Genomic DNA, 17,912 nt, shown 5'->3' on the forward strand with positions numbered 1-17,912 from the left:
CTGGGGTCTCCCCGCTCACGCGGGGCAGGAGAAGAGAACGAGCGGCCCCCAGCATCGCTGGGGGCCGCTTTCCAACCCGCTCACGCGGATATGAGCCGTGCAAAGACGGCGACTCGATCGACATCGAACCGTTTGCCCCGCCACCGCGGGGATTCACGGGGAAGGGCCCCAGCCTCTGGCTGGGGCCCTTGCACCTTCTGCGTCAGGCGGCGCGGATGGCGGCCTTGCGGAAGTCGCGGTTGAGGCGGCCGATGACGTCGAGGCCGATCTCCTTGGGGCACGCGGCGGAGCACTCGCCGGTGTTGGTGCACCCGCCGAAGCCGGCCTCGTCGTGGGCGGCGACCATGCCGAGGACGCGGGTGGCGCGCTCGGGCTGCCCTTGCGGGGTCAGGCCGAGGTGGGCGACCTTGGCGGCCATGAACAGCATCCCGGACCCGTTGGGGCAGGCGGCGACGCACGCCCCGCAGCCGATGCACGCGGCCGCGGAGAACGCGGCGTCGGCGTCCTGCTTGGGGATGGGGACGGCGTGCGCGTCGGGCGCGGTGCCGGTGGGCGCGGAGATGTACCCGCCCGCCTGGATGATCCGGTCGAACGCGGACCGGTCGACGACGAGGTCCTTGATGACCGGGAACGCCCCGGCCCTCCAGGGCTCGACGTCGATCGAGTCGCCGTCGCGGAACTTCCGCATGTGGAGCTGGCAGGTCGTGGTCGCGGCCTGCGGGCCGTGCGGCTGCCCGTCGATGACCAGCGAGCAGGCCCCACAGATGCCTTCGCGGCAGTCGTGGTCGAACGCGACGGGGTCCTCGCCCTCGGAGATGAGGCGCTCGTTGAGGACGTCGAGCATCTCCAGGAAGGAGGCGTCCTCGGAGACCTCGTCGAGTTCGTAGGCGACCATCCCGCCCTTGGCGTCGGCGTCGGCCTGACGCCAGATTCGCAGCTTGAGTTTCACTTGTAGCTCCGTTGGGTGGGCTTGACGTACTCGAACACGAGGGACTCCTTGTGGAGGACCGGCTCGTCCTCCCCGTACTCCCAGGCCGCGACGTACGAGAAGTGCTCGTCGTCGCGTTTGGCCTCGCCCTCGTCGGTCTGGGACTCGGCGCGGAAGTGCCCGCCGCACGACTCGGTGCGGTGCAGGGCGTCGATGCACATCAGCTCGCCGAGCTCGAAGAAGTCGGCGACCCGCCCGGCCTTCTCCAGCTGCTGGTTGAGCTCCTCGGCCTTGCCGGTGACCTTGACGCGCTTGTAGAACTCGGCCTTGAGGTCGCGGATGAGGCCGATGGCCTTGCGCAGGCCCTCGTCGGTGCGCTCCATCCCGCAGTACTCCCACATGATCTTGCCGAGCTCGCGGTGGAAGGAGTCGACCGTGCGGTCCCCGTCGTTGCCCAGGAAGAACGCGATGCGCTCGTCCACTTCCCGGCGGGCGGCCACCACGTCCTCGTGGGTCTCGTCGACAGCCTCGAAGGGCCCGTCGGCGAGGTAGTCGGAGATCGTGTTCGGCAGGACGAAGTACCCGTCCGACAGGCCCTGCATGAGCGCGGAGGCGCCCAGGCGGTTGGCGCCGTGGTCGGAGAAGTTCGCCTCGCCGGTCACGAACAGGCCCGGGATGTTCGACGAGAGGTCGTAGTCGACCCACAGGCCGCCCATCGTGTAGTGCACGGCCGGGTAGATGCGCATGGGCCGCTCGTACGGGTTCTCGCCGGTGATCCGCTCGTACATGTCGAACAGGTTCCCGTACTTCGCCTCCACGGCCTGCTTGCCGAGCCGCTTGATGGCGTCGGCGAAGTCGAGGTAGACGCCGAGCCCGCCGGGCCCGACGCCGTGCCCCTCGTCGCACACGACTTTCGCGGCGCGGGAGGCGATGTCGCGGGGCACGAGGTTCCCGAACGCGGGGTAGCGCCGCTCCAGGTAGTAGTCGCGCTCGTCCTCGGGGATGTCCGCGGGGTGGCGCTCGTCGTGCTTGGACTTGGGTACCCACACGCGCCCGTCGTTGCGCAGCGACTCGGACATGAGCGTGAGCTTCGACTGGTGGTCCCCGGACTGCGGGATGCACGTGGGGTGGATCTGCGTGTAGCAGGGGTTCGCGAAGTACGCGCCCTTGCGGTGGGCCCGCCACGACGCGGTGACGTTGCAGCCCTTCGCGTTCGTGGACAGGAAGAACACGTTCCCGTACCCGCCGGAGGCGAGGACGACCGCGTCGGCCAGCTCGGTGGAGATCTCGCCGGTGACCAGGTCGCGCACGACGATGCCGCGGGCCTTGCCCTCGACGACGACCAGTTCGAGCATCTCGTGGCGGGTGTGCAGGTCCACCGTCCCGGCCGCGACCTGCCGCTGGAGCGCCTGGTAGGCGCCGAGGAGGAGCTGCTGGCCGGTCTGGCCGCGCGCGTAGAACGTGCGCGAGACCTGCGCGCCGCCGAACGACCGGTTGTCGAGCAGGCCGCCGTACTCGCGGGCGAACGGAACGCCCTGGGCGACGCACTGGTCGATGATCTCGGTGGAGACCTCGGCGAGGCGGTGCACGTTCGACTCGCGGGAGCGGAAGTCCCCGCCCTTGACGGTGTCGTAGAACAGCCGGTGCACGCTGTCGCCATCGTTGCGGTAGTTCTTCGCGGCGTTGATGCCGCCCTGCGCGGCGATCGAGTGGGCCCGCCGCGCCGAGTCCTGGAAGCAGTAGTTCGCGACCCGGTACCCCAGCTCGCCGAGCGTCGCCGCCGCCGAGGCCCCGGCCAGGCCGGTGCCCACGACGATGACGCGCAGCTTGCGCCGGTTCGCGGGGTTGACCAGCCGCCCGGAGAAGCGCCGCTTCTCCCAGCGCTCGCTGATGGGCCCGGCGGGGGCCTTCGTGTCCGCGACGGGCTCGCCCTCGCGGTAGTAGTCGATGCTCATGTCAACTCACCAAACCGAACGTGACGGACAGGGGCACGATCGCGAACCCTGCGACGATGATGACGGCCACGGCGAGCGCGGCCGCCTGGGTGCGCCTGCGCCACTTCGTGGTCGGTCCCGCGATGGTCTGCACCGCCGACCAGATGCCGTGGCGCAGGTGGAATCCGAGGGCGACGAGCGCGAGGAGGTAGAACACGGTGACCGGCCAGCGCGAGGGGTCGAACGTGGCCACGACGGCCCCGTACGCGTCGTGGACGTCCTTGACCGGGTTGACGGTGCGCCAGGTCAGGTCGAGCAGGTGCCAGACGACGAACAGGACGATGACGATCCCGCCCAGGCGCATCGTCAGGTACGCGTTCGGGGACTCGCCCCGGGCCTTGTGGCGGTGCGCGTACTTGACCGGCCGCGCGTGGTGCGAGCGCACCGACAGCACGATCCCGGTCCACAGGTGGACGGCGATGGAGGCGACCAGGCCGATGCGCAGCACCCACAGCAGCGACTCGTGGGGCAGGAGCGGCTCGCCGAAGGACCGCAGGCCCGCGGCGTAGGCGTTCATCTCCTCGCGGCCCTCGAAGACGTGGAGGTTCCCGGCCATGTGGGCGATGATGAACAGGACCATCAGGACCCCGGAGACGGCCATGGCGATCTTCAGGCCGATGTTCGACCGCCAGGGCTTGCGGGCCGCTTGGGCGCGTTTCGCCGCTCTAGCGGCGGTGCGCGTTTGCAAATCCGTAGACACGACCGGATGCTAGACGCGACAGGCGTCACGGGTCCAATTCATGGCCGGACCCTCTTCCATGCCGATACGTTATGGTCATGCGCCCGCAGCAGCTCCAGGCATTCCTCACCGTCGCACAAACCCGGCATTTCACTCACGCGGCCGAAGAACTCGGTGTGACACAACCGTCATTGAGCAAGCAGATCCAAGCCCTCGAAACCGAACTCGGCGCCCCCCTCCTCACGCGTTCGCGGGGCCGCATCGAACTGACCGACGCCGGCCAGACCCTCCTGCCCCACGCCCGCCGCATCACCGCCGCCCACGACGCCGCCCGCGCCGACATCGACGACGTCCTGGCCGTCCGCGCCGGACACCTGCGCCTCGGCGCCACCCCGTCCCTGTGCTCCTGGCTCATCGCCCCCCTGCTCACCCGCTACCGCGACACCCACCCCGGCGTCACCGTGACCCTCACCGAGGACGGCTCCGGGCCCCTCGCCGAACGCCTCGCCGCCGGCGACCTCGACCTCGCCTTCACCGCCGGCGACACCGGCGCCGACCCCACCCTCTCGGTCCAGCCGCTCCTGGCCGAGGCCCTCGTCGTCGCCTCCGCCGCCCACCTGCCCCCGCTCACCCGCCAGGCCTACATCGGACTCGCCCAACTCAGAGAGCAGGCGTTCGTGCTCCCCGCACACGGCTACGACCTGCGCGACCTCACCATCACCACCTGCGAGCAGGCCGGATTCACCCCCAGGACCGGCGTCGACGGCGGCGCCACCGACGCGATCGCCTCCCTCGTGGAAGCAGGCCTGGGGATCGCGCTGCTCCCGGCGATGATCGCCGCCTCCCGGCCCGGCCTGCGGGCCACACCGCTCGCGCCCCCGGGCGCGAGCCGCACGATCGCGCTGGCCTCGCGCCGGGAGGCGCCGTTGACGAAGGCGGCGGGGGCGTTCGCGGCGTCGCTGGAGGAGCATCTGACGGACCTGCACGCGTGGGGGCGGCTCCCGGAGGGCATGCGCGCCCTCTGAGGCCGCTAGGCGCCGGCGAAGGTGTCGCGGTCGAACATGGCGGCGGTCTGGCGCGCCGAGGGCGTCCCGGCGTCGGGGTCGGCCCCGGCGTCGAGGAGGACGGCCACGACGTCCTCGTAGTTCTTGAACACCGCCCCGGCCAGGGGCGACTGCTGGCGGTCGTTGCACCGGTCGACGGCCGCGCCCGCGCCGATCAGCGCGGCGACAGTGGCCGCGTGCCCGTGGTAGGCGGCGAGCATGAGCAGGGAGTCGCCCGAGCCGTTGGCCAGGTCGACGGGGAGCCCGGCGGCGACGAACGCCAGGAGCCGGTCGGTCTCCCCGGCGCGGGCCAGGTCGAACGCGGCCTCGGCGATGTCCCGGAATTCCTCGTCGTCGCTCATGCGCACCAGCCTTCCACACCCGCGCTCCGGGCGCAGCGCGTATCGCGCGGGGGCCTCTCCAGTGGACCGGACCGGCCCCGGTTCACCCGGGCAGGTGTCGGCCCGGGTATTGACACGGCTGCATCGGGGTGGGAAAGATTGATGCGGGCCCGCAGGCGCCTCGCTGACACGAACCGCCGCGTCGCCTCAATCGGTGGGGACAAGAACGGTGAGGACTCGGGCATGAACGAGCCGAAAATCCTAGGACAGTTCCAATTGGAACATCGGACCATCCAGGTCAGCGGCGACGACGGGAACGTCGGCACGGTCTGGCTGCAGCGGCTCCATCCGGATCCTCCCATGGCGCTGGGGTGCGTCGTCGAGCTCGACTCCTCGACGCCGCGGCTGCGCCTGTACCGGGCCGAGTGGCCCGATGCGCTCAGGGAGCTGGCGAAGGAGCAGACGATCAAGATCTGGCGGGCCGCCCGGGACTGAGCCGCGCCGCCACGGCCGCGGCCTTCGCGTCGGCCTCGGCGACCTCCGCGTCCGGATCGGAGCGCCACGTGATGCCCCCGCCCGCCCACAGGTGGGCCCGGGAGGCGTCGAGCGCGACGGTCCGGATCGTCACGCCCATGCGGATCTCCTCGCCCCGGACGTACCCGAAGGCCCCCATCGCCGGGCCCCGGCCCACCGGTTCGAGCCCGGCCGCCAGGTCGAGCATCGCCAGTTTCGGGGTGCCGGTGACCGAACCGGGCGGGCACATCGCCCGCAGCACCTCGGCGAGCCCGGTCCCCGCTTCGAGTTCGCACACCACCGTCGACTCGGCCTGCCAGAGCCGGTCCCACCGCGCCAGCGCGAACAGCCGCTCCACCGCGACCGTCCCGGGCACGGCGATCCTGGCGAGGTCGTTGCGTTCGAGATCGACGACCATGACGTGCTCGGCGCGCTCCTTCACCGAACCGAGCAGCTCGGCCCGGCCCGCCTCGGTCGCCGGGGCGGTGCCCTTGATCGGGTAGGTCGCCGCCCGGCCGCCCCTCACGGTCACGAACGCCTCAGGGGACCCCGAGGCCACCAGCCACCCGTCCCCCGACAGCACCCCGCCCCACGCCGCGCCCGGAATCCCGGCCACGGCCGCGGCCAGGCCCGCCGGATCGCCCGACCAGGGGGCCGCGCGGTGGCCCACGACGTTCGCGACGTACACCTGGCCCCGCCCGATCGCCTCCTGCACGGCCACGACCGCTTTCGCATGGTCGGCGCCCGACCACGACCGCCGCCACTCCCCCACATGAAAACTGCCGGGGACCGGGTCGGTGCGCCTCCCGTGGACGTAGGCGACGAGGACGAGATCGGGGACGGCCGGCACCGGCGTCGGAGCGCCGGTGGCGCCCCCCGCCATCACCGCGCCGGCGGCCGCCGAGACGAGGACGGCCACACCGCACACCCCGCCGTCCTCCTCAGCGTGGGGGCCGCTGTAGCGGGCGCAGAACGCCTCAGCGAGCGCCGCGGGGTCGCCCCCGTCGCCCACGCGCCATTCGAGCCGGTCCACCTCGACCAGGCGCGCCCGGCACGCCGGATCGGCACCGGGCGGCGCGGGGGGCACGGACCGCAAGATCGACATGGACCCATTGTCGCCGCGACCGGGCGAACCCGACCGGACCGAGTGGGGCACCTCACGCCGGAGCGATCGCCCCCAGCACCCCGCCCTCCGACGGCGCCGGCAGGAACTCCCCGCCCGTCGCCGCCGCCAACTGCGTCAGATTCTCCGCGTTCGCCTCACCGAACCCGACCGTGTACACCGTCGCCGACCCCGCCATCGACGCCAGCGCCTCCGCCGTCTCCCCCACCGTCGGCAGACTCGCCGTGTCCTCACCGGAGTTCGTCAGCACCACGATCACGTTCGCCGCACCCTCCACCAGGTTCGCGTTCATGTCCGCGTACGCCGCCACCAGGGAGTCGTACAGCGGCGCCCCGCCCTCGAACACGGCCTCCTCCGACAGGTCGTACAGCGTCTGGGTCAGCCCGCTCTTCGCGTCCCCCGACATCTCCGCGCTCTCGGCCACCGACCGCCAGTTCACGTCATCGCCCGCACCGACCCCGTACTCCCACAACCCGGCCCGCCACGTCGGCTCCATCTCGCCGATCATGTCGACCGCCACCCGCACCGCCGCGATCCCCGCCTCGACCGTGTCGCCCTCGTACTCGACGTGCTCCTCCATCACCGCCGACGACCAGTCCAGCAGGAACAGCACGTTCAGATCCTGCGCGCCCGACTGCCACGCCCGCACCGCCGCACCCACCGCCTCCGGCGTCGCCTGACCCAGCGCCGCCGCCGCATCGTCAATGGGCTTCAACTCAGGATCAGAGAACGCACCCGACGACACCTGCCCGGCCACATACTCACCGAACATGTCCGCGATCTGCGCATCCGTCTCCGACACCCACGCCGCACCACCCAGCACCATGTACGACGCCACCGCACTCACCGTCGACCCCGACGGCGTCACCGGCACCAGCGGATCGGCCGAATCCGACGTCGAGTTGAAATCCTCCACCTGGTAGTCCAACATCGTCATCACCTGCGACGCGTCGGCCGCCTCGATGTACGCGTTCTTCAACCCCTCGCCGTCCGCCGCCGACGACCCCGCCTCGATCGCCGCCGCATACGCATCCGACGCCTCCTGCGAGAACCCCCCGGCCCCATCCGACGACGCGTTCAACAACGCCACGAGCCCCTCAGTCGACGACCGCGGATTCGCCGCCGCCAGACTGATGTCCCCAGCCGTCGCCGCCGACACCACCTCCGCCCACGTCGGCGGCTCCCCACCGATCCAACCCAGCTCCGTCGCCGTCGACTCCGCGACCGCCAGCACCGACCCCGCCTCGCCCAACGCCACCGGCTCCGACGACACATACCCCGCCGTCGCCTCACTCGACGTCATCCACGACGCCCACACCTGCGCATCAGGCGCCCACGCGATCGGCCGCTTCCCGAACGACATCGCATTCCACGACCCCGTGATCCCCCGCGACGCATCCGCCGCCGACACCTCAGTCACCTCGACCCCGACGCACTCGCCGTTCAGCTCCGGCTGCTCCCGCTCCCACTCCTGCGCCGCATCCCCCAAAGACCCGAACACACTCGGCGCCGCCGCCACCGTCACCCGGTACACGTCCCCCGAGCAACCCGACCGCAACAACGCCACGAAACCCCACGTCAACCCCGACGCCACCAGCACCGACACCAACGTGATCACAATCCACGGCGCCACCGGCATCTTCTGGCCGCCCTTCTTGCGCCGCCGCCCCGTCCGGTGGGACTTGACCTTGTGCTCAATGCCGAAAACCATGCGCTTCACTCCTGGGGGGATCGTCGGCAGCCAGTCTAGAGCCCGCACGTCGAAGGCCCGCCCACAGTAGTGAGCGGACCTCCCGTCAACCTACTCCCCGAACGCCTCGATCGGCGGACACGTGCACGCCAGGTTCCGGTCCCCCCACGCATTGTCGATCCGACCCACCGGCGGCCAGTACTTCGCCGCCGACACCCCGCCCGGCCACGCCGCCTGCGTCCGCGAATACACCCGGTCCCACGCATCGGCCGTCGCGACCGCGGCCGTGTGCGGGGCGGCCCTGAGTGCGGAGTCCTCGACCGCGACCGCACCCGACGCGACCTCGGCGATCTCCGCCCGGATCGCGACCATCGCATCGACGAACCGGTCCAGCTCCGCCAGATCCTCCGACTCGGTCGGCTCCACCATGAGCGTCCCTGCCACCGGGAACGACATCGTCGGCGCATGGAACCCGTAGTCGATCAACCGCTTCGCCACATCCTCCACGGTCACCCCCGACTCCTTCGACAGCTCCCGCAGATCCAGGATGCACTCGTGCGCCACCAGACCGTGCTCACCGGTGTACAGCACCGGGAAGTGATCCCGCAGCCGCGCCGCCACATAGTTCGCCGCAAGGACTGCGGAAGCCGTCGCGGCCGTGACACCGGCCGAACCCATCATCCGCAGATACATCCACGGAATCTGGAGAATCCCCGCCGAACCCCACCGCGCCTGCGACACCGGACCCACCGGCCCCGTCGCCTCCGACGGGTCCGAAGGCAGGAACGGCACCAAATGCTCCGCCACCGCCACCGGACCCACACCCGGACCGCCACCGCCATGCGGAATGCAGAACGTCTTGTGCAGATTCAGATGCGACACATCCGCACCGAACCGACCCGGCTTCGCCCACCCCAACAGAGCATTCAGGTTCGCCCCGTCCACGTACACCTGACCGCCCGCGTCATGGACCCGCGCGCACACCTCCACGATCGTCGACTCGTACACCCCGTGCGTCGACGGATACGTGACCATCAACGCCGCCAACTTCTCCGCGTGCGCCGCGATCTTCGCATCCAGATCCGCCAGGTCCACGTTCCCGGCCTCATCGCACGCCACCACCACGACCCGCATCCCGGCCAGGACCGCGCTGGCGGCGTTGGTGCCGTGGGCGGAGGCGGGGATGAGGCAGACGTCGCGGCCGGTCTCGCCGCGGTCGTGCTGCCAGGCGCGGATGGCCAGGAGCCCGGCGAGCTCGCCCTGCGATCCGGCGTTGGGCTGCACGGAGACGGCGGCGTAGCCGCACACGTCGGCGAGCCAGCCTTCGAGCTGGTCGATCAGGGCCCGCCAGCCGCGGGTCTGGTCGGCGGGGGCGAGGGGGTGGACGTCGGCGAACGCGGGCCAGGAGATCGGCTCCATCTCCGCGGCCGCGTTGAGCTTCATCGTGCACGACCCCAGCGGGATCATGCCCCGGTCGAGCCCGTAGTCCATGTCGGCGAGGCGCTTGAGGTAGCGCATCATCGCCGTCTCGGAGTGGTGGGCGGTGAACACCGGGTGGGTCAGGTACGCCGACTCGCGTGCCAGCCCCGTCGGGACCGCGGCGGCGGCCGGTGCGGCGAGGGGCACGCCGAACGCCGCGCACACGTCCGCGAGGTCCGCTTCGGTGGTGGTCTCGTCGCACGAGGCCGCGACGGTGTCGGCGTCCACGCGGCGCACGTTCACGCCCCGCTCCGCGGCCGCCGCCACGACCGCGTCGGCGCGGCCGGGGACGGCGGCGGTGACGGTGTCGAAGAACGCGTCCGAGGCGAGGGCGATGCCCGCGCCGGTGAGCGAGGCGGCCAGGCGGGCGGCCTGGCCCGCGGCGTGCTCGGCGATGCCGCGCAGGCCCTTCGGGCCGTGCCACACGGCGAACGAGGACGCGATCACGGCCGGGAGCACCTGCGCGGTGCAGATGTTGCTCGTGGCCTTCTCGCGGCGGATGTGCTGCTCCCGCGCCTGGAGCGCCAGTCGCAGGGCGGGCTGGTCGCCCGAGTCGCGCGAGACGCCCACGAGGCGGCCCGGCAGCTGCCGTTGCAGCTTCTCGGCGACGGCCATGTAGCCCGCGTGCGGCCCGCCGAAGCCCATCGGCATCCCGAACCGCTGCGTCGACCCCACCGCGATGTCCGCGCCGAACTCGCCCGGCGCGGCCAGGAGCGTCAGCGCGAGCAGGTCGGCCGCGACGGTCACCAGCGCGTCCTGGGCGTGCGCCGCCTCGGCGACCGCGCTCCAGTCCCGCACCGCCCCGTCCGCACCCGGGTACTGGAGGAGCACCCCGAAGGCGCCTTCCGGAATCCCCGCGGACAGGTCCGTCACCTGAAGGTCGATGCCCACCGGCTCGGCCCGCGTCTTGAGCACTGCGAGGGTCTGCGGCAGGACCCCGGCGTCCACCGCGAACACGTCGCCTGCGCCGCGCTTCGCAGCGCGGCGCGCCAGCAGCATCGCCTCGGCGGCCGCCGTCGCCTCGTCGAGCAGGCTCGCACCCGCCACCGGCAGGCCCGTCAGGTCCGCGACCATCGTCTGGAAGTTCAGCAGCGCCTCAAGGCGCCCCTGCGAGATCTCCGCCTGGTACGGCGTGTACGCGGTGTACCACGACGGGTTCTCCAGCACGTTCCGGCGGATCACCGCAGGCGTGTGCGTCCCGAAGTACCCCAGGCCCAGCATCGAGCGCATCGGCCGGTTCAACTCGGCCAGCCCCTTGAGCTCGGCCTGCGCCTCGGTCTCGGAGACCGCGGGGGGCAGCGCCAGCCCGTCGCGGGAGCGGATCAGCGCCGGCATGCAGGCGTCCATGAGCGCTTCGAGGCTGGGGTACCCGACCGCCTTCAGCATGGCGTCCTGGTCGGCGGGATCGGTCCCGATATGACGGGCGGCGAAAACGGAACGGTCGGTCACGGTACCTCCGGTGACATGGGACGACACTGGCATCCCCTCGTCTGTCACCGGGTGAGCGGCTTCAGAGCGGCCTGTTCCGAACGGTCCTGGTACCTGAGAGTTTGAAGCGAGGGACTTGCCCCTTCGGTGCCGTGTAGCGCATGAGGCCCACGATCTCTCCCGCCCGGTTTTCCGGCTCTGCCGCCATCGTAGGTCAGGACACCCCGCGTCGGCGACCGGGCACACCCGCAGTGTGGCCCACCGCCGACTGCTCCAGCGCGTGCAGCTGCGTCGGCGCCTTCACCGGCGCCTCACCGGGCAGGGTCGCCAACCGCCCCATCACCTCGGTCACCGTCGACCGCACCGCGATCCCGAAGACCCCCTGGCCGCCCCGCAGCAGGTCGATCACCTCACCGGCCGACCGGCACTCGTACACCGTCGAACCGTCCGACATCAGCGTGATCTCCGCCAAGTCCTTCACCCCGCGCGACCGCAGCGCCTCCACCGCCTTGCGGATGTTCTGCAACGACACCCCCGCGTCCAGCAGCCGCTTGATCACCTTCAGCACGATGATGTCCCGGAACGAGTAGAGCCGGTTCGACCCCGAACCCGACGCCGCCCGGATGCTCGGCTCCACCAGTCCCGTCCGCGCCCAGTAGTCCAACTGCCGGTACGTGATCCCCACGACCCGGCACGCCGCCGTCCCCCGCCAACCGCGAATCTGACTGGGCGGGACCACCTGGCGTCCCGAGGGTTCACTGTGGGCGTCCATGGCGCGTCCTCCGAGGTCAGCGGGTGTCCTACGAGGGTGAGCCTAAACGCCCCGACCCTCCACCATGGGCTGAACCAGAGAAAACCTCGGCAGGCACGCGAGGCGTCAGCGGTTCTCCTCGAAATCCTCGGGCGTGACCTCTTCGAGGAACTCCCGGAACTTCTCCACCTCGTCCTCCTGCGTGTCGGGGAGGACCACCCCGGCCTCGTCCAGCACCGCGTCGGCGCACCAGATCGGCGCCTCCGTGCGCAGCGCGATCGCGATCGCGTCGGAGGAACGGGAGGAGACGCGCGTGCGCCCGTCGAGGACGAGCTCCGCGAAGTAGATCGTGTCCCGCAGCTCCGTGATCTCCACCGACGTCAGCGTCACGTCGAGCGCGTCGAGCACGTCGCGGATCAGGTCGTGGGTGAGCGGACGGGAGAGCTGCACGTCCTGCTGCTGATAGGCGATCGCGGCCGCCTCCACCGTCCCGATCCAGATCGGCAGGTACCGATTCCCGTCGACCTCTTTCAGGAGCACCACCGGCTGATTGCTCGGGAGTTCCACGCGGACCCCGACCACGGTCATCATCCGCACCGGTAACGCCTCCAACGGTATCGCCGTCAAATGAAAGGACCCGCCAGGGAAAGCCCGGGCGGGTCCTGAGACTCTCAGCCTACTGCGCCGATGACGCGCGCGCAGCGCGCGCCGGGGTACGGCGCGACGGTCAGGCGGCCGGCTTCGGACCGGAGATGAACACCAGGCGGAACTTGCCGATCTGCACCTCGTCGCCGTTGCCCAGGCCCGCGGTCTCCACGCGTTCGCGGTTCACGTAGGTGCCGTTCAGGCTGCCCACATCGCGGACGGTGAAACCCGCCGCGTCGCGGTGGAACTCGGCGTGGCGCCGCGAGACGGTCACGTCGTCGAGGAAGATGTCGGAGTCGGGGTGGCGTCCGGAGGTCGTCACCTCGGTGTTGAGGAGGAAGCGCGCACCGGCGTTCGGTCCGCGGCGGACCACGAGCAAGGCGGTGCCCGCCGGGAGGGAGTCCGCCAACCGGGCGGAGTTGAGCTCCGCGTCGACCTCGCCGCCTTCCTGCAAGGCGGACAGGTTCATCGTGGCCGTGACATCCGGCGGAGGGAACTCGTCATTCGAACGCGTCATGGGATTGCCACCTTCTAGCAAGTCTGGACCCTCTGGTCACTCCGTAAGCTTCGCATATGCTCCGGCGTCGAGCAAAGCACTGAGCGAGCCGGCATCCTCGACTTCGATGTCGAACATCCAGCCCGCCGCATAGGGGTCGCTGTTCACCAATTCCGGGGATTCCGACAATTCGTCATTGCACGCAAGAATCTTACCGGTCAAGGGAGCGTACACGTCGGAGACGCTCTTGGTCGACTCGACTTCGCCGACCACCTCACCGGCTCGGACCTCGGCTCCGGCCTCCGGAAGTTGGACGAATACGACGTCGCCCAGCGCGTTCTGCGCGAACTCGGTGATGCCGATGCGCACGACGTTGCCGTCGCGGACCTCGACCCACTCGTGCTCCGCCGTATAGCGCAGTTCTTCCGGAATCACCTGGTGCCCCCCTCTGCGAGCGCCCCCGCCCTGTTGCGGGGTCGGACGTCCATGACGGTATCGCCCGTCAGAACGGACGTTGCGGCGGGGCGGCGGCCGCGTGACCGAACGCCGCTCGCAGAAGCAGCGGTGGGACCGCTACCCTGCTCACGCCGCGAACTCCGTGCGCGGGCTGCCCGCTTTGAGGAGCCCGCGGGCCTGCCGCAGGTACACCAGGGCCGCGAGCCAGTACAGGCCCAGGCCCCACCAGGCGAGGGCCCAGCCGAGCGGCTTGGCCCAGAAGTCCGCCTCGGGGACGAGCCCGGCGATGACGAGCACCGGGAACGTGCAGAACACGATCGTGGTGGACGCCTTCCCGAGGAAGTGCACTTGGGGCGGGGCGTGGCCGTGCCAGCGCAGCACGATGACCATGCCGACCATGACGGCCTCGCGGGCGAGCGCGGCCAGGGTGAACAGCCACGGCAGCAGGCCCACGTAGGTGAGGGCCAGGAGCGCGGTGAGGATGTAGAGGCGGTCGACGAACGGGTCGAGGAGCCGCCCGAGCTTGGAGACCTGGTTGAGGTGGCGGGCCAGCTGCCCGTCGACCCAGTCGGTGCCCGATCCGACCGCGAGGACGACGGCGGCCTGCCAGTAGTACTGCGTGCCCAGGAGGAGGTAGCAGAACAGGGGGATGCCGAGGAGGCGCACGGCGGTGATCAGGTTCGGCCAGGTCCACACGCCCCATCCGGCCGGTGGCGCAGCGTCGGCTGACTTGCTCAAGGCGTTCCTCTCGGCGGCGCCGGTCGCCGTGGCGGCCCGGTGCCCTGGGTCGGTCTCCTCTCGCTCGCCGGCGGGCGAGCGGTGTGTGGTCGTTTCGTTTCGCTTCGGTGGGTGTACCGCGATTCTAGCGGTAGGGGCCGACACCCGTACCGGGGAAATTCGAGCCCTTGTATGTGTTGCTGACGGGCGAAGCCCGGCGTTATAGGGAGCTGAGCCCGAGGTCGGGCCGTGATTCCACAAGAGGCGGTACGCCTCGGAGTCGATATAACTCTTATAGAAAACGTGATAGGAAACAACCCGGGCCGGTCCTGTGGGACCGGCCCGGGTCTCGTCTGGGGGTTCCGGACGGGCTTAGGCGGGCGGCGCGCCGGGGATGAACTTCTCGGGCTCCTCCTTGCGGAAGAACGCGTTGGAGGACGGGACGGCGAGCAGGACGACCACCAGCAGGGAGCCGAGGATCGCCAGGGTGAAGGTGGCGTAGCCGACCCAGGTCGTCCACGCCGGGTAGGCGCCGGTGACGGCGTCGAAGAGCGCCTGGACGTCGAGGCCCTCGGCGTCGCCGGTGGCTTCGAGGCCGGCCTCCATGAAGGAGACGGCGAAGAACTGCGTGGCGGCGAGGAACCCGCCGCAGACGAGGACGAGCGGCTGGACGATCCAGGTGAGGATGCGGCCGACGCGGTTGCCCGCGCCGTTGAGGAACGCGAGCACCAGGATGAGCGCGGCGAACACGAACGGTCCGATCGCGTTCAGGCCGCCGCCCTCGAAGGTGGTGCCCTCGGGGAGGTCGGACACGGCGTAGCCCTGGGCCGCGAGCTCGGCTTCGGCTGCGGCCTGGGCGTCGGCGCCGTAGAGCAGGCCGGCGACGGCCTGGACGACGAGGAGCAGCGCCAGGAGGATCTGGAGCCACACCGCGAGGGTGACCGATCCGGGGCGGGTCTTGGCGGGCGGGGTTGCGGACATGCTTGCCTCCGTGCGGGTTCACGGGCGCGGCCGTGGCGGCCGGACCACTGGGGGTGGTTCCCCCACGCTAGCAAGCATCGACGCCCGTCGCTGGAAGGAATACCCGTCCTTCCGCGGCAGTAGGCGCAGGGCCCCGGGCTCGGTCGTGAGGACTACTCCCCTGCGTCCTCCTCGGCCCGCTGGAGCGCCCTGCGGCGCACGGCCACCGCCGCGCCCACCAGGCACCCGGCCATCGGCACCGCCAGGAGCCACAGGGCCCACGCGGTCGCCGCGAGCACCGCGACGCCGCCCAGGAGGATGCCCGTGCCGCTCAGATCCGCGCGAGTGCCGTCGAGGGCGAGCGCGAACAGGTCCCGCCACCGCTCCCCCGGCGCCCACTCGGCCGCGGCGCGCAGCAGGACCGTGACCGCGAGGGCCGCGACGACGAACGTCGCCAGGGCGAACCCGGGGCGGCCCGGGACGCCCTCCTGCGCGAGCACGGCGAGGTTGAGGATGAGCACCAGGGCCGCGCCGACCATCGCCAGGCCAACGCGCCAGCCGGTGCGCCAGGCGTCCCGGAAGTCCGCCCAGAACGAGCCCCACGACGTGGGGTCCCCCTCGGTGTAAGCCCGCAGGTGCCGGGCCGCGGCCGCCAGCGCGGCCGGGACCGTCACGACCGGGAGGGCGGCGAGGGCGAACCACACGCCGGTCAGCAGGCATTCGGCGAAGAGCGCGAAGCCCTCGCCGAACGCCTGCCGCCTGGGTCTGGCGATGGCGGCCATCAGCCCTTGACCCCGGAGGTGGCGATGCCCTTGATGAGGAACTTCTGGAAGACCAGGAAGAACAGCACGACGGGGACGAGGGACAGGAGCGTCATCGCCATCATGCCGCCGTAGTTGGAGACGGCCTCGGTGTTGTTGTAGGACTGGAGGAGCCGCGGCAGGGGGAACTTCTCGATCTCGTGGAGGTAGATCAGGGGGCCCATGAAGTCGTTCCAGGAGCCGATGAACGTGAAGATCGAGGAGGTCACGATCGCGGGGCGCAGGAGCGGCAGCATGATCGAGAAGAAGATGCGGAAGTGCCCGGCGCCGTCGATGGTCGCGGCCTGGTCGAGTTCGCGGGGGATGCCGCGCAGGAACTGGATGTACATGAACACGAAGAACGCGTCGAGGGCGAGGAACTTGCCGATGACGAGCGGGAAGATCGTGTTGACGACGTCGAGTTCGGAGAAGATCAGGTACTGCGGGATGAGCATGACCTGGCCGGGCAGCAGGAGCGTCGCGATGACCACGGCGAACATGGCCTTGCGGCCCGGGAACTCCAGGCGGCCCAGGGCGTAGGCGGTGATCGAGCAGGAGACGACGATGCCGACGACCGAGAGGGCGGCGATGACGAACGAGTTCCAGAAGAACCGCCACAGGGGCACCCCGGCGAGGCCGTCGAAGGCGCTCGCGAAGTTCTCCCAGGTGATCGTGGACGGGATCGGGGACAGGTCGGTGATGATGTCCGCGTTGGGTTTGATGGACGCGGTGAGCACCCAGAACGCGGGGTAGAGCACGACGATGAGCGACGCCAGGAGGCACAGGTGCCACAGGACGGAGCGGCCCTTCTCGCCCGCGGTGCGCTGCCTGCGGCCGACGATGCGGGGTTCGGTGGTGGCTTCGGCGGTCATTTGTTGTCCTCCCCCGCGTAGTAGACGAGGTTCTTGGCGGCGCGGAACATGATGAGGGTGACCACGCCGACGGCGAGGACGAGCATCCAGGCCCAGGCGGAGGCGTAGCCCATGCGCAGGTCGACGAAGGCGAGCGCGTAGATGCGCACGGTGTAGAAGAGCGTGGACCAGGCGGGGCCGCCGGCGGTGCCGCCGATGATGAAGGCGGGGCCGAACATCTGGAACGCGTGGACGGTCTCCATCAGGACGTTGAAGAAGATGACCGGGGAGAGCATGGGGATCGTGATGTGCACGAACCGGTGCCACTTGCCCGCGCCGTCGACCTCGGCGGCCTCGTAGAGCTCGCCGGGGACCTGGAGGAGCCCGGCCATGAAGATGACCATGGGCGCGCCGAAGGTCCAGACGCTGAGGAGCACGAGCATGAGGATGGAGACGTCGGGGTTGCCGATGAACCCGCCGCCCTCCCAGCCGAAGAGGCTCATGAACTGGTCCTGGGGGCCGTCGGCGGCGAAGAGCGCCTTCCATACCAGGGCCATGCCGACGCTCATGGCGATGAGCGAGGGCATGTAGAACGCGGCCCGGTAGAAGCCGATGCCGCGGCGCTTCTGGGTGAGGAGCATGGCGACGGCGAGGGACGCGAGGAGCTTGAGCGGGACGGCGAGGACGACGTACAGGAGCGTCACCTTGACCGCCCGCGCGAACATCGGGTCGGCGAACATGGCCGTGTAGTTGTCGAAGCCGATGAAGTCGCCGCCGAGGACCAGGTGGTAGTCGGTGAACGAGAGGTACAGCGACCACAGCATCGGGCCGACGGTGAACACCAGCGAGCCGATGATCCACGGGGTCATGAAGGTGTAGCCGGTGAGCAGTTCGCCGCGGCGCGAGAGCGAGGGGCGGCGCTTGGCGGCGCCCTTCGGCTTCTTGGCCTTTGCGGGGGCTCCGGCCTCGTCTGCCGCGGGCGGTGCCGCGGTCGGAGGAGCTGTCACGGTGAGGTTCC

Annotated in this window: 18 protein-coding genes and 1 riboswitch; of the genes, 2 read left to right on the forward strand and 16 right to left on the reverse strand. The window is 70.6% G+C overall.

Annotation, left to right across the window (positions count from 1 at the left end; genetic code table 11):
• Nucleotides 1–202 precede the first annotated feature (202 nt).
• The 3 genes from ACFFXY_RS23545 to ACFFXY_RS23555 are packed head-to-tail and all read right to left on the reverse strand — an operon-like array spanning nt 203 to nt 3,622.
• Nucleotides 203–949, reverse strand: coding sequence for a succinate dehydrogenase/fumarate reductase iron-sulfur subunit (locus ACFFXY_RS23545; protein ID WP_382356416.1), 747 nt, complete (start codon nt 947–949; stop codon nt 203–205).
• Nucleotides 946–2,877, reverse strand: coding sequence for a fumarate reductase/succinate dehydrogenase flavoprotein subunit (locus tag ACFFXY_RS23550; protein ID WP_382356724.1), 1,932 nt, complete (start codon nt 2,875–2,877; stop codon nt 946–948). The genes ACFFXY_RS23545 and ACFFXY_RS23550 overlap by 4 nt, the downstream gene beginning before the upstream one ends.
• 7 nt (nt 2,878–2,884) lie before the next feature.
• Nucleotides 2,885–3,622, reverse strand: coding sequence for a succinate dehydrogenase cytochrome b subunit (locus tag ACFFXY_RS23555; RefSeq protein WP_382356418.1), 738 nt, complete (start codon nt 3,620–3,622; stop codon nt 2,885–2,887).
• 77 nt (nt 3,623–3,699) lie between these two features.
• Between ACFFXY_RS23555 and ACFFXY_RS23560 the strand changes: the two genes are divergently transcribed.
• Nucleotides 3,700–4,626 (forward strand): LysR family transcriptional regulator, encoded by a 927-nt coding sequence (locus tag ACFFXY_RS23560; protein WP_382356420.1) that lies wholly within the window; start codon nt 3,700–3,702, stop codon nt 4,624–4,626.
• Between the two features lie 5 nt (nt 4,627–4,631).
• On the opposite strand, the gene ACFFXY_RS23565 is transcribed toward ACFFXY_RS23560, so the two are convergent.
• Nucleotides 4,632–5,006, reverse strand: coding sequence for an ankyrin repeat domain-containing protein (locus tag ACFFXY_RS23565; RefSeq protein ID WP_382356422.1), 375 nt, complete (start codon nt 5,004–5,006; stop codon nt 4,632–4,634).
• A 255-nt stretch (nt 5,007–5,261) separates the two neighbouring features.
• Between ACFFXY_RS23565 and ACFFXY_RS23570 the strand changes: the two genes are divergently transcribed.
• The gene (locus ACFFXY_RS23570; RefSeq protein ID WP_382356424.1) at nt 5,262–5,480 is read left to right on the forward strand and encodes a hypothetical protein; all 219 of its coding nucleotides are present in this window, start codon (nt 5,262–5,264) and stop codon (nt 5,478–5,480) included.
• Here ACFFXY_RS23570 and ACFFXY_RS23575 read toward each other — a convergent pair.
• The 12 genes from ACFFXY_RS23575 to ACFFXY_RS23630 all read right to left on the reverse strand — a co-directional run bounded on the left by ACFFXY_RS23575 (nt 5,452) and on the right by ACFFXY_RS23630 (nt 17,901).
• Nucleotides 5,452–6,654, reverse strand: a complete 1,203-nt coding sequence (locus ACFFXY_RS23575; protein WP_382356426.1) for a chorismate-binding protein — start codon at nt 6,652–6,654, stop codon at nt 5,452–5,454. The two genes, ACFFXY_RS23570 and ACFFXY_RS23575, sit on opposite strands and share 29 nt — an antisense overlap.
• A 1-nt stretch (nt 6,655) precedes the next feature.
• Nucleotides 6,656–8,332 (reverse strand): vWA domain-containing protein, encoded by a 1,677-nt coding sequence (locus tag ACFFXY_RS23580; RefSeq protein WP_382356428.1) that lies wholly within the window; start codon nt 8,330–8,332, stop codon nt 6,656–6,658.
• Between the two features lie 90 nt (nt 8,333–8,422).
• The gene (gcvP, locus tag ACFFXY_RS23585) at nt 8,423–11,272 is read right to left on the reverse strand and encodes an aminomethyl-transferring glycine dehydrogenase (protein ID WP_382356430.1); all 2,850 of its coding nucleotides are present in this window, start codon (nt 11,270–11,272) and stop codon (nt 8,423–8,425) included.
• Nucleotides 11,273–11,310: 38 nt separating this feature from the next.
• Nucleotides 11,311–11,411, reverse strand: a riboswitch (glycine riboswitch).
• A gap of 21 nt (nt 11,412–11,432) precedes the next feature.
• A complete protein-coding gene (locus tag ACFFXY_RS23590; protein WP_382356432.1) occupies nt 11,433–11,990 on the reverse strand; it encodes a MerR family transcriptional regulator in 558 nt (185 codons plus the stop codon).
• 105 nt (nt 11,991–12,095) lie between these two features.
• Nucleotides 12,096–12,566, reverse strand: a complete 471-nt coding sequence (locus tag ACFFXY_RS23595; RefSeq protein ID WP_106365715.1) for a bifunctional nuclease family protein — start codon at nt 12,564–12,566, stop codon at nt 12,096–12,098.
• A gap of 130 nt (nt 12,567–12,696) precedes the next feature.
• A complete protein-coding gene (locus ACFFXY_RS23600; RefSeq protein WP_106365716.1) occupies nt 12,697–13,131 on the reverse strand; it encodes an FHA domain-containing protein in 435 nt (144 codons plus the stop codon).
• A 36-nt stretch (nt 13,132–13,167) separates the two neighbouring features.
• The gene (gene gcvH, locus ACFFXY_RS23605) at nt 13,168–13,545 is read right to left on the reverse strand and encodes a glycine cleavage system protein GcvH (RefSeq protein ID WP_359952096.1); all 378 of its coding nucleotides are present in this window, start codon (nt 13,543–13,545) and stop codon (nt 13,168–13,170) included.
• A gap of 147 nt (nt 13,546–13,692) precedes the next feature.
• A complete protein-coding gene (locus tag ACFFXY_RS23610) occupies nt 13,693–14,304 on the reverse strand; it encodes a CDP-alcohol phosphatidyltransferase family protein (RefSeq protein ID WP_382356435.1) in 612 nt (203 codons plus the stop codon).
• A gap of 351 nt (nt 14,305–14,655) precedes the next feature.
• Nucleotides 14,656–15,264: a hypothetical protein gene (locus tag ACFFXY_RS23615; protein ID WP_382356437.1), complete on the reverse strand. Its 609-nt coding sequence runs from the start codon at nt 15,262–15,264 to the stop codon at nt 14,656–14,658.
• Nucleotides 15,265–15,416: 152 nt separating this feature from the next.
• On the reverse strand, nt 15,417–16,025 hold the full coding sequence (locus tag ACFFXY_RS23620; RefSeq protein WP_382356439.1) for a DUF624 domain-containing protein: 609 nt from the start codon (nt 16,023–16,025) through the stop codon (nt 15,417–15,419).
• Nucleotides 16,025–16,915, reverse strand: coding sequence for a carbohydrate ABC transporter permease (locus ACFFXY_RS23625; RefSeq protein WP_382356441.1), 891 nt, complete (start codon nt 16,913–16,915; stop codon nt 16,025–16,027). Before ACFFXY_RS23625 ends, ACFFXY_RS23620 begins: the two co-directional genes overlap by 1 nt.
• Nucleotides 16,912–17,901 (reverse strand): carbohydrate ABC transporter permease, encoded by a 990-nt coding sequence (locus ACFFXY_RS23630; protein WP_382356443.1) that lies wholly within the window; start codon nt 17,899–17,901, stop codon nt 16,912–16,914. Before ACFFXY_RS23630 ends, ACFFXY_RS23625 begins: the two co-directional genes overlap by 4 nt.
• Nucleotides 17,902–17,912: the final 11 nt, after the last annotated feature.

The sequence above is a fragment of the Glycomyces mayteni genome, assembly GCF_042428885.1.
Classification (GTDB): Bacteria; Actinomycetota; Actinomycetes; order Mycobacteriales; family Micromonosporaceae; genus Glycomyces; species Glycomyces mayteni.

Excerpts from the sequence above, each read along its gene's own strand:
- ACFFXY_RS23615 (WP_382356437.1), bottom strand. The coding sequence starts at position 15,264 with ATGTCCGCAACCCCGCCCGCCAAGACCCGCCCCGGATCGGTCACCCTC.
- ACFFXY_RS23600 (WP_106365716.1), bottom strand. The coding sequence starts at position 13,131 with ATGACGCGTTCGAATGACGAGTTCCCTCCGCCGGATGTCACGGCCACG.
- ACFFXY_RS23580 (WP_382356428.1), bottom strand. The coding sequence starts at position 8,332 with ATGGTTTTCGGCATTGAGCACAAGGTCAAGTCCCACCGGACGGGGCGG.
- ACFFXY_RS23560 (WP_382356420.1), top strand. The coding sequence starts at position 3,700 with ATGCGCCCGCAGCAGCTCCAGGCATTCCTCACCGTCGCACAAACCCGG.
- gcvP (WP_382356430.1), bottom strand. The coding sequence starts at position 11,272 with ATGCCAGTGTCGTCCCATGTCACCGGAGGTACCGTGACCGACCGTTCC.
- ACFFXY_RS23590 (WP_382356432.1), bottom strand. The coding sequence starts at position 11,990 with ATGGACGCCCACAGTGAACCCTCGGGACGCCAGGTGGTCCCGCCCAGT.
- ACFFXY_RS23565 (WP_382356422.1), bottom strand. The coding sequence starts at position 5,006 with ATGAGCGACGACGAGGAATTCCGGGACATCGCCGAGGCCGCGTTCGAC.
- ACFFXY_RS23620 (WP_382356439.1), bottom strand. The coding sequence starts at position 16,025 with ATGGCCGCCATCGCCAGACCCAGGCGGCAGGCGTTCGGCGAGGGCTTC.
- ACFFXY_RS23625 (WP_382356441.1), bottom strand. The coding sequence starts at position 16,915 with ATGACCGCCGAAGCCACCACCGAACCCCGCATCGTCGGCCGCAGGCAG.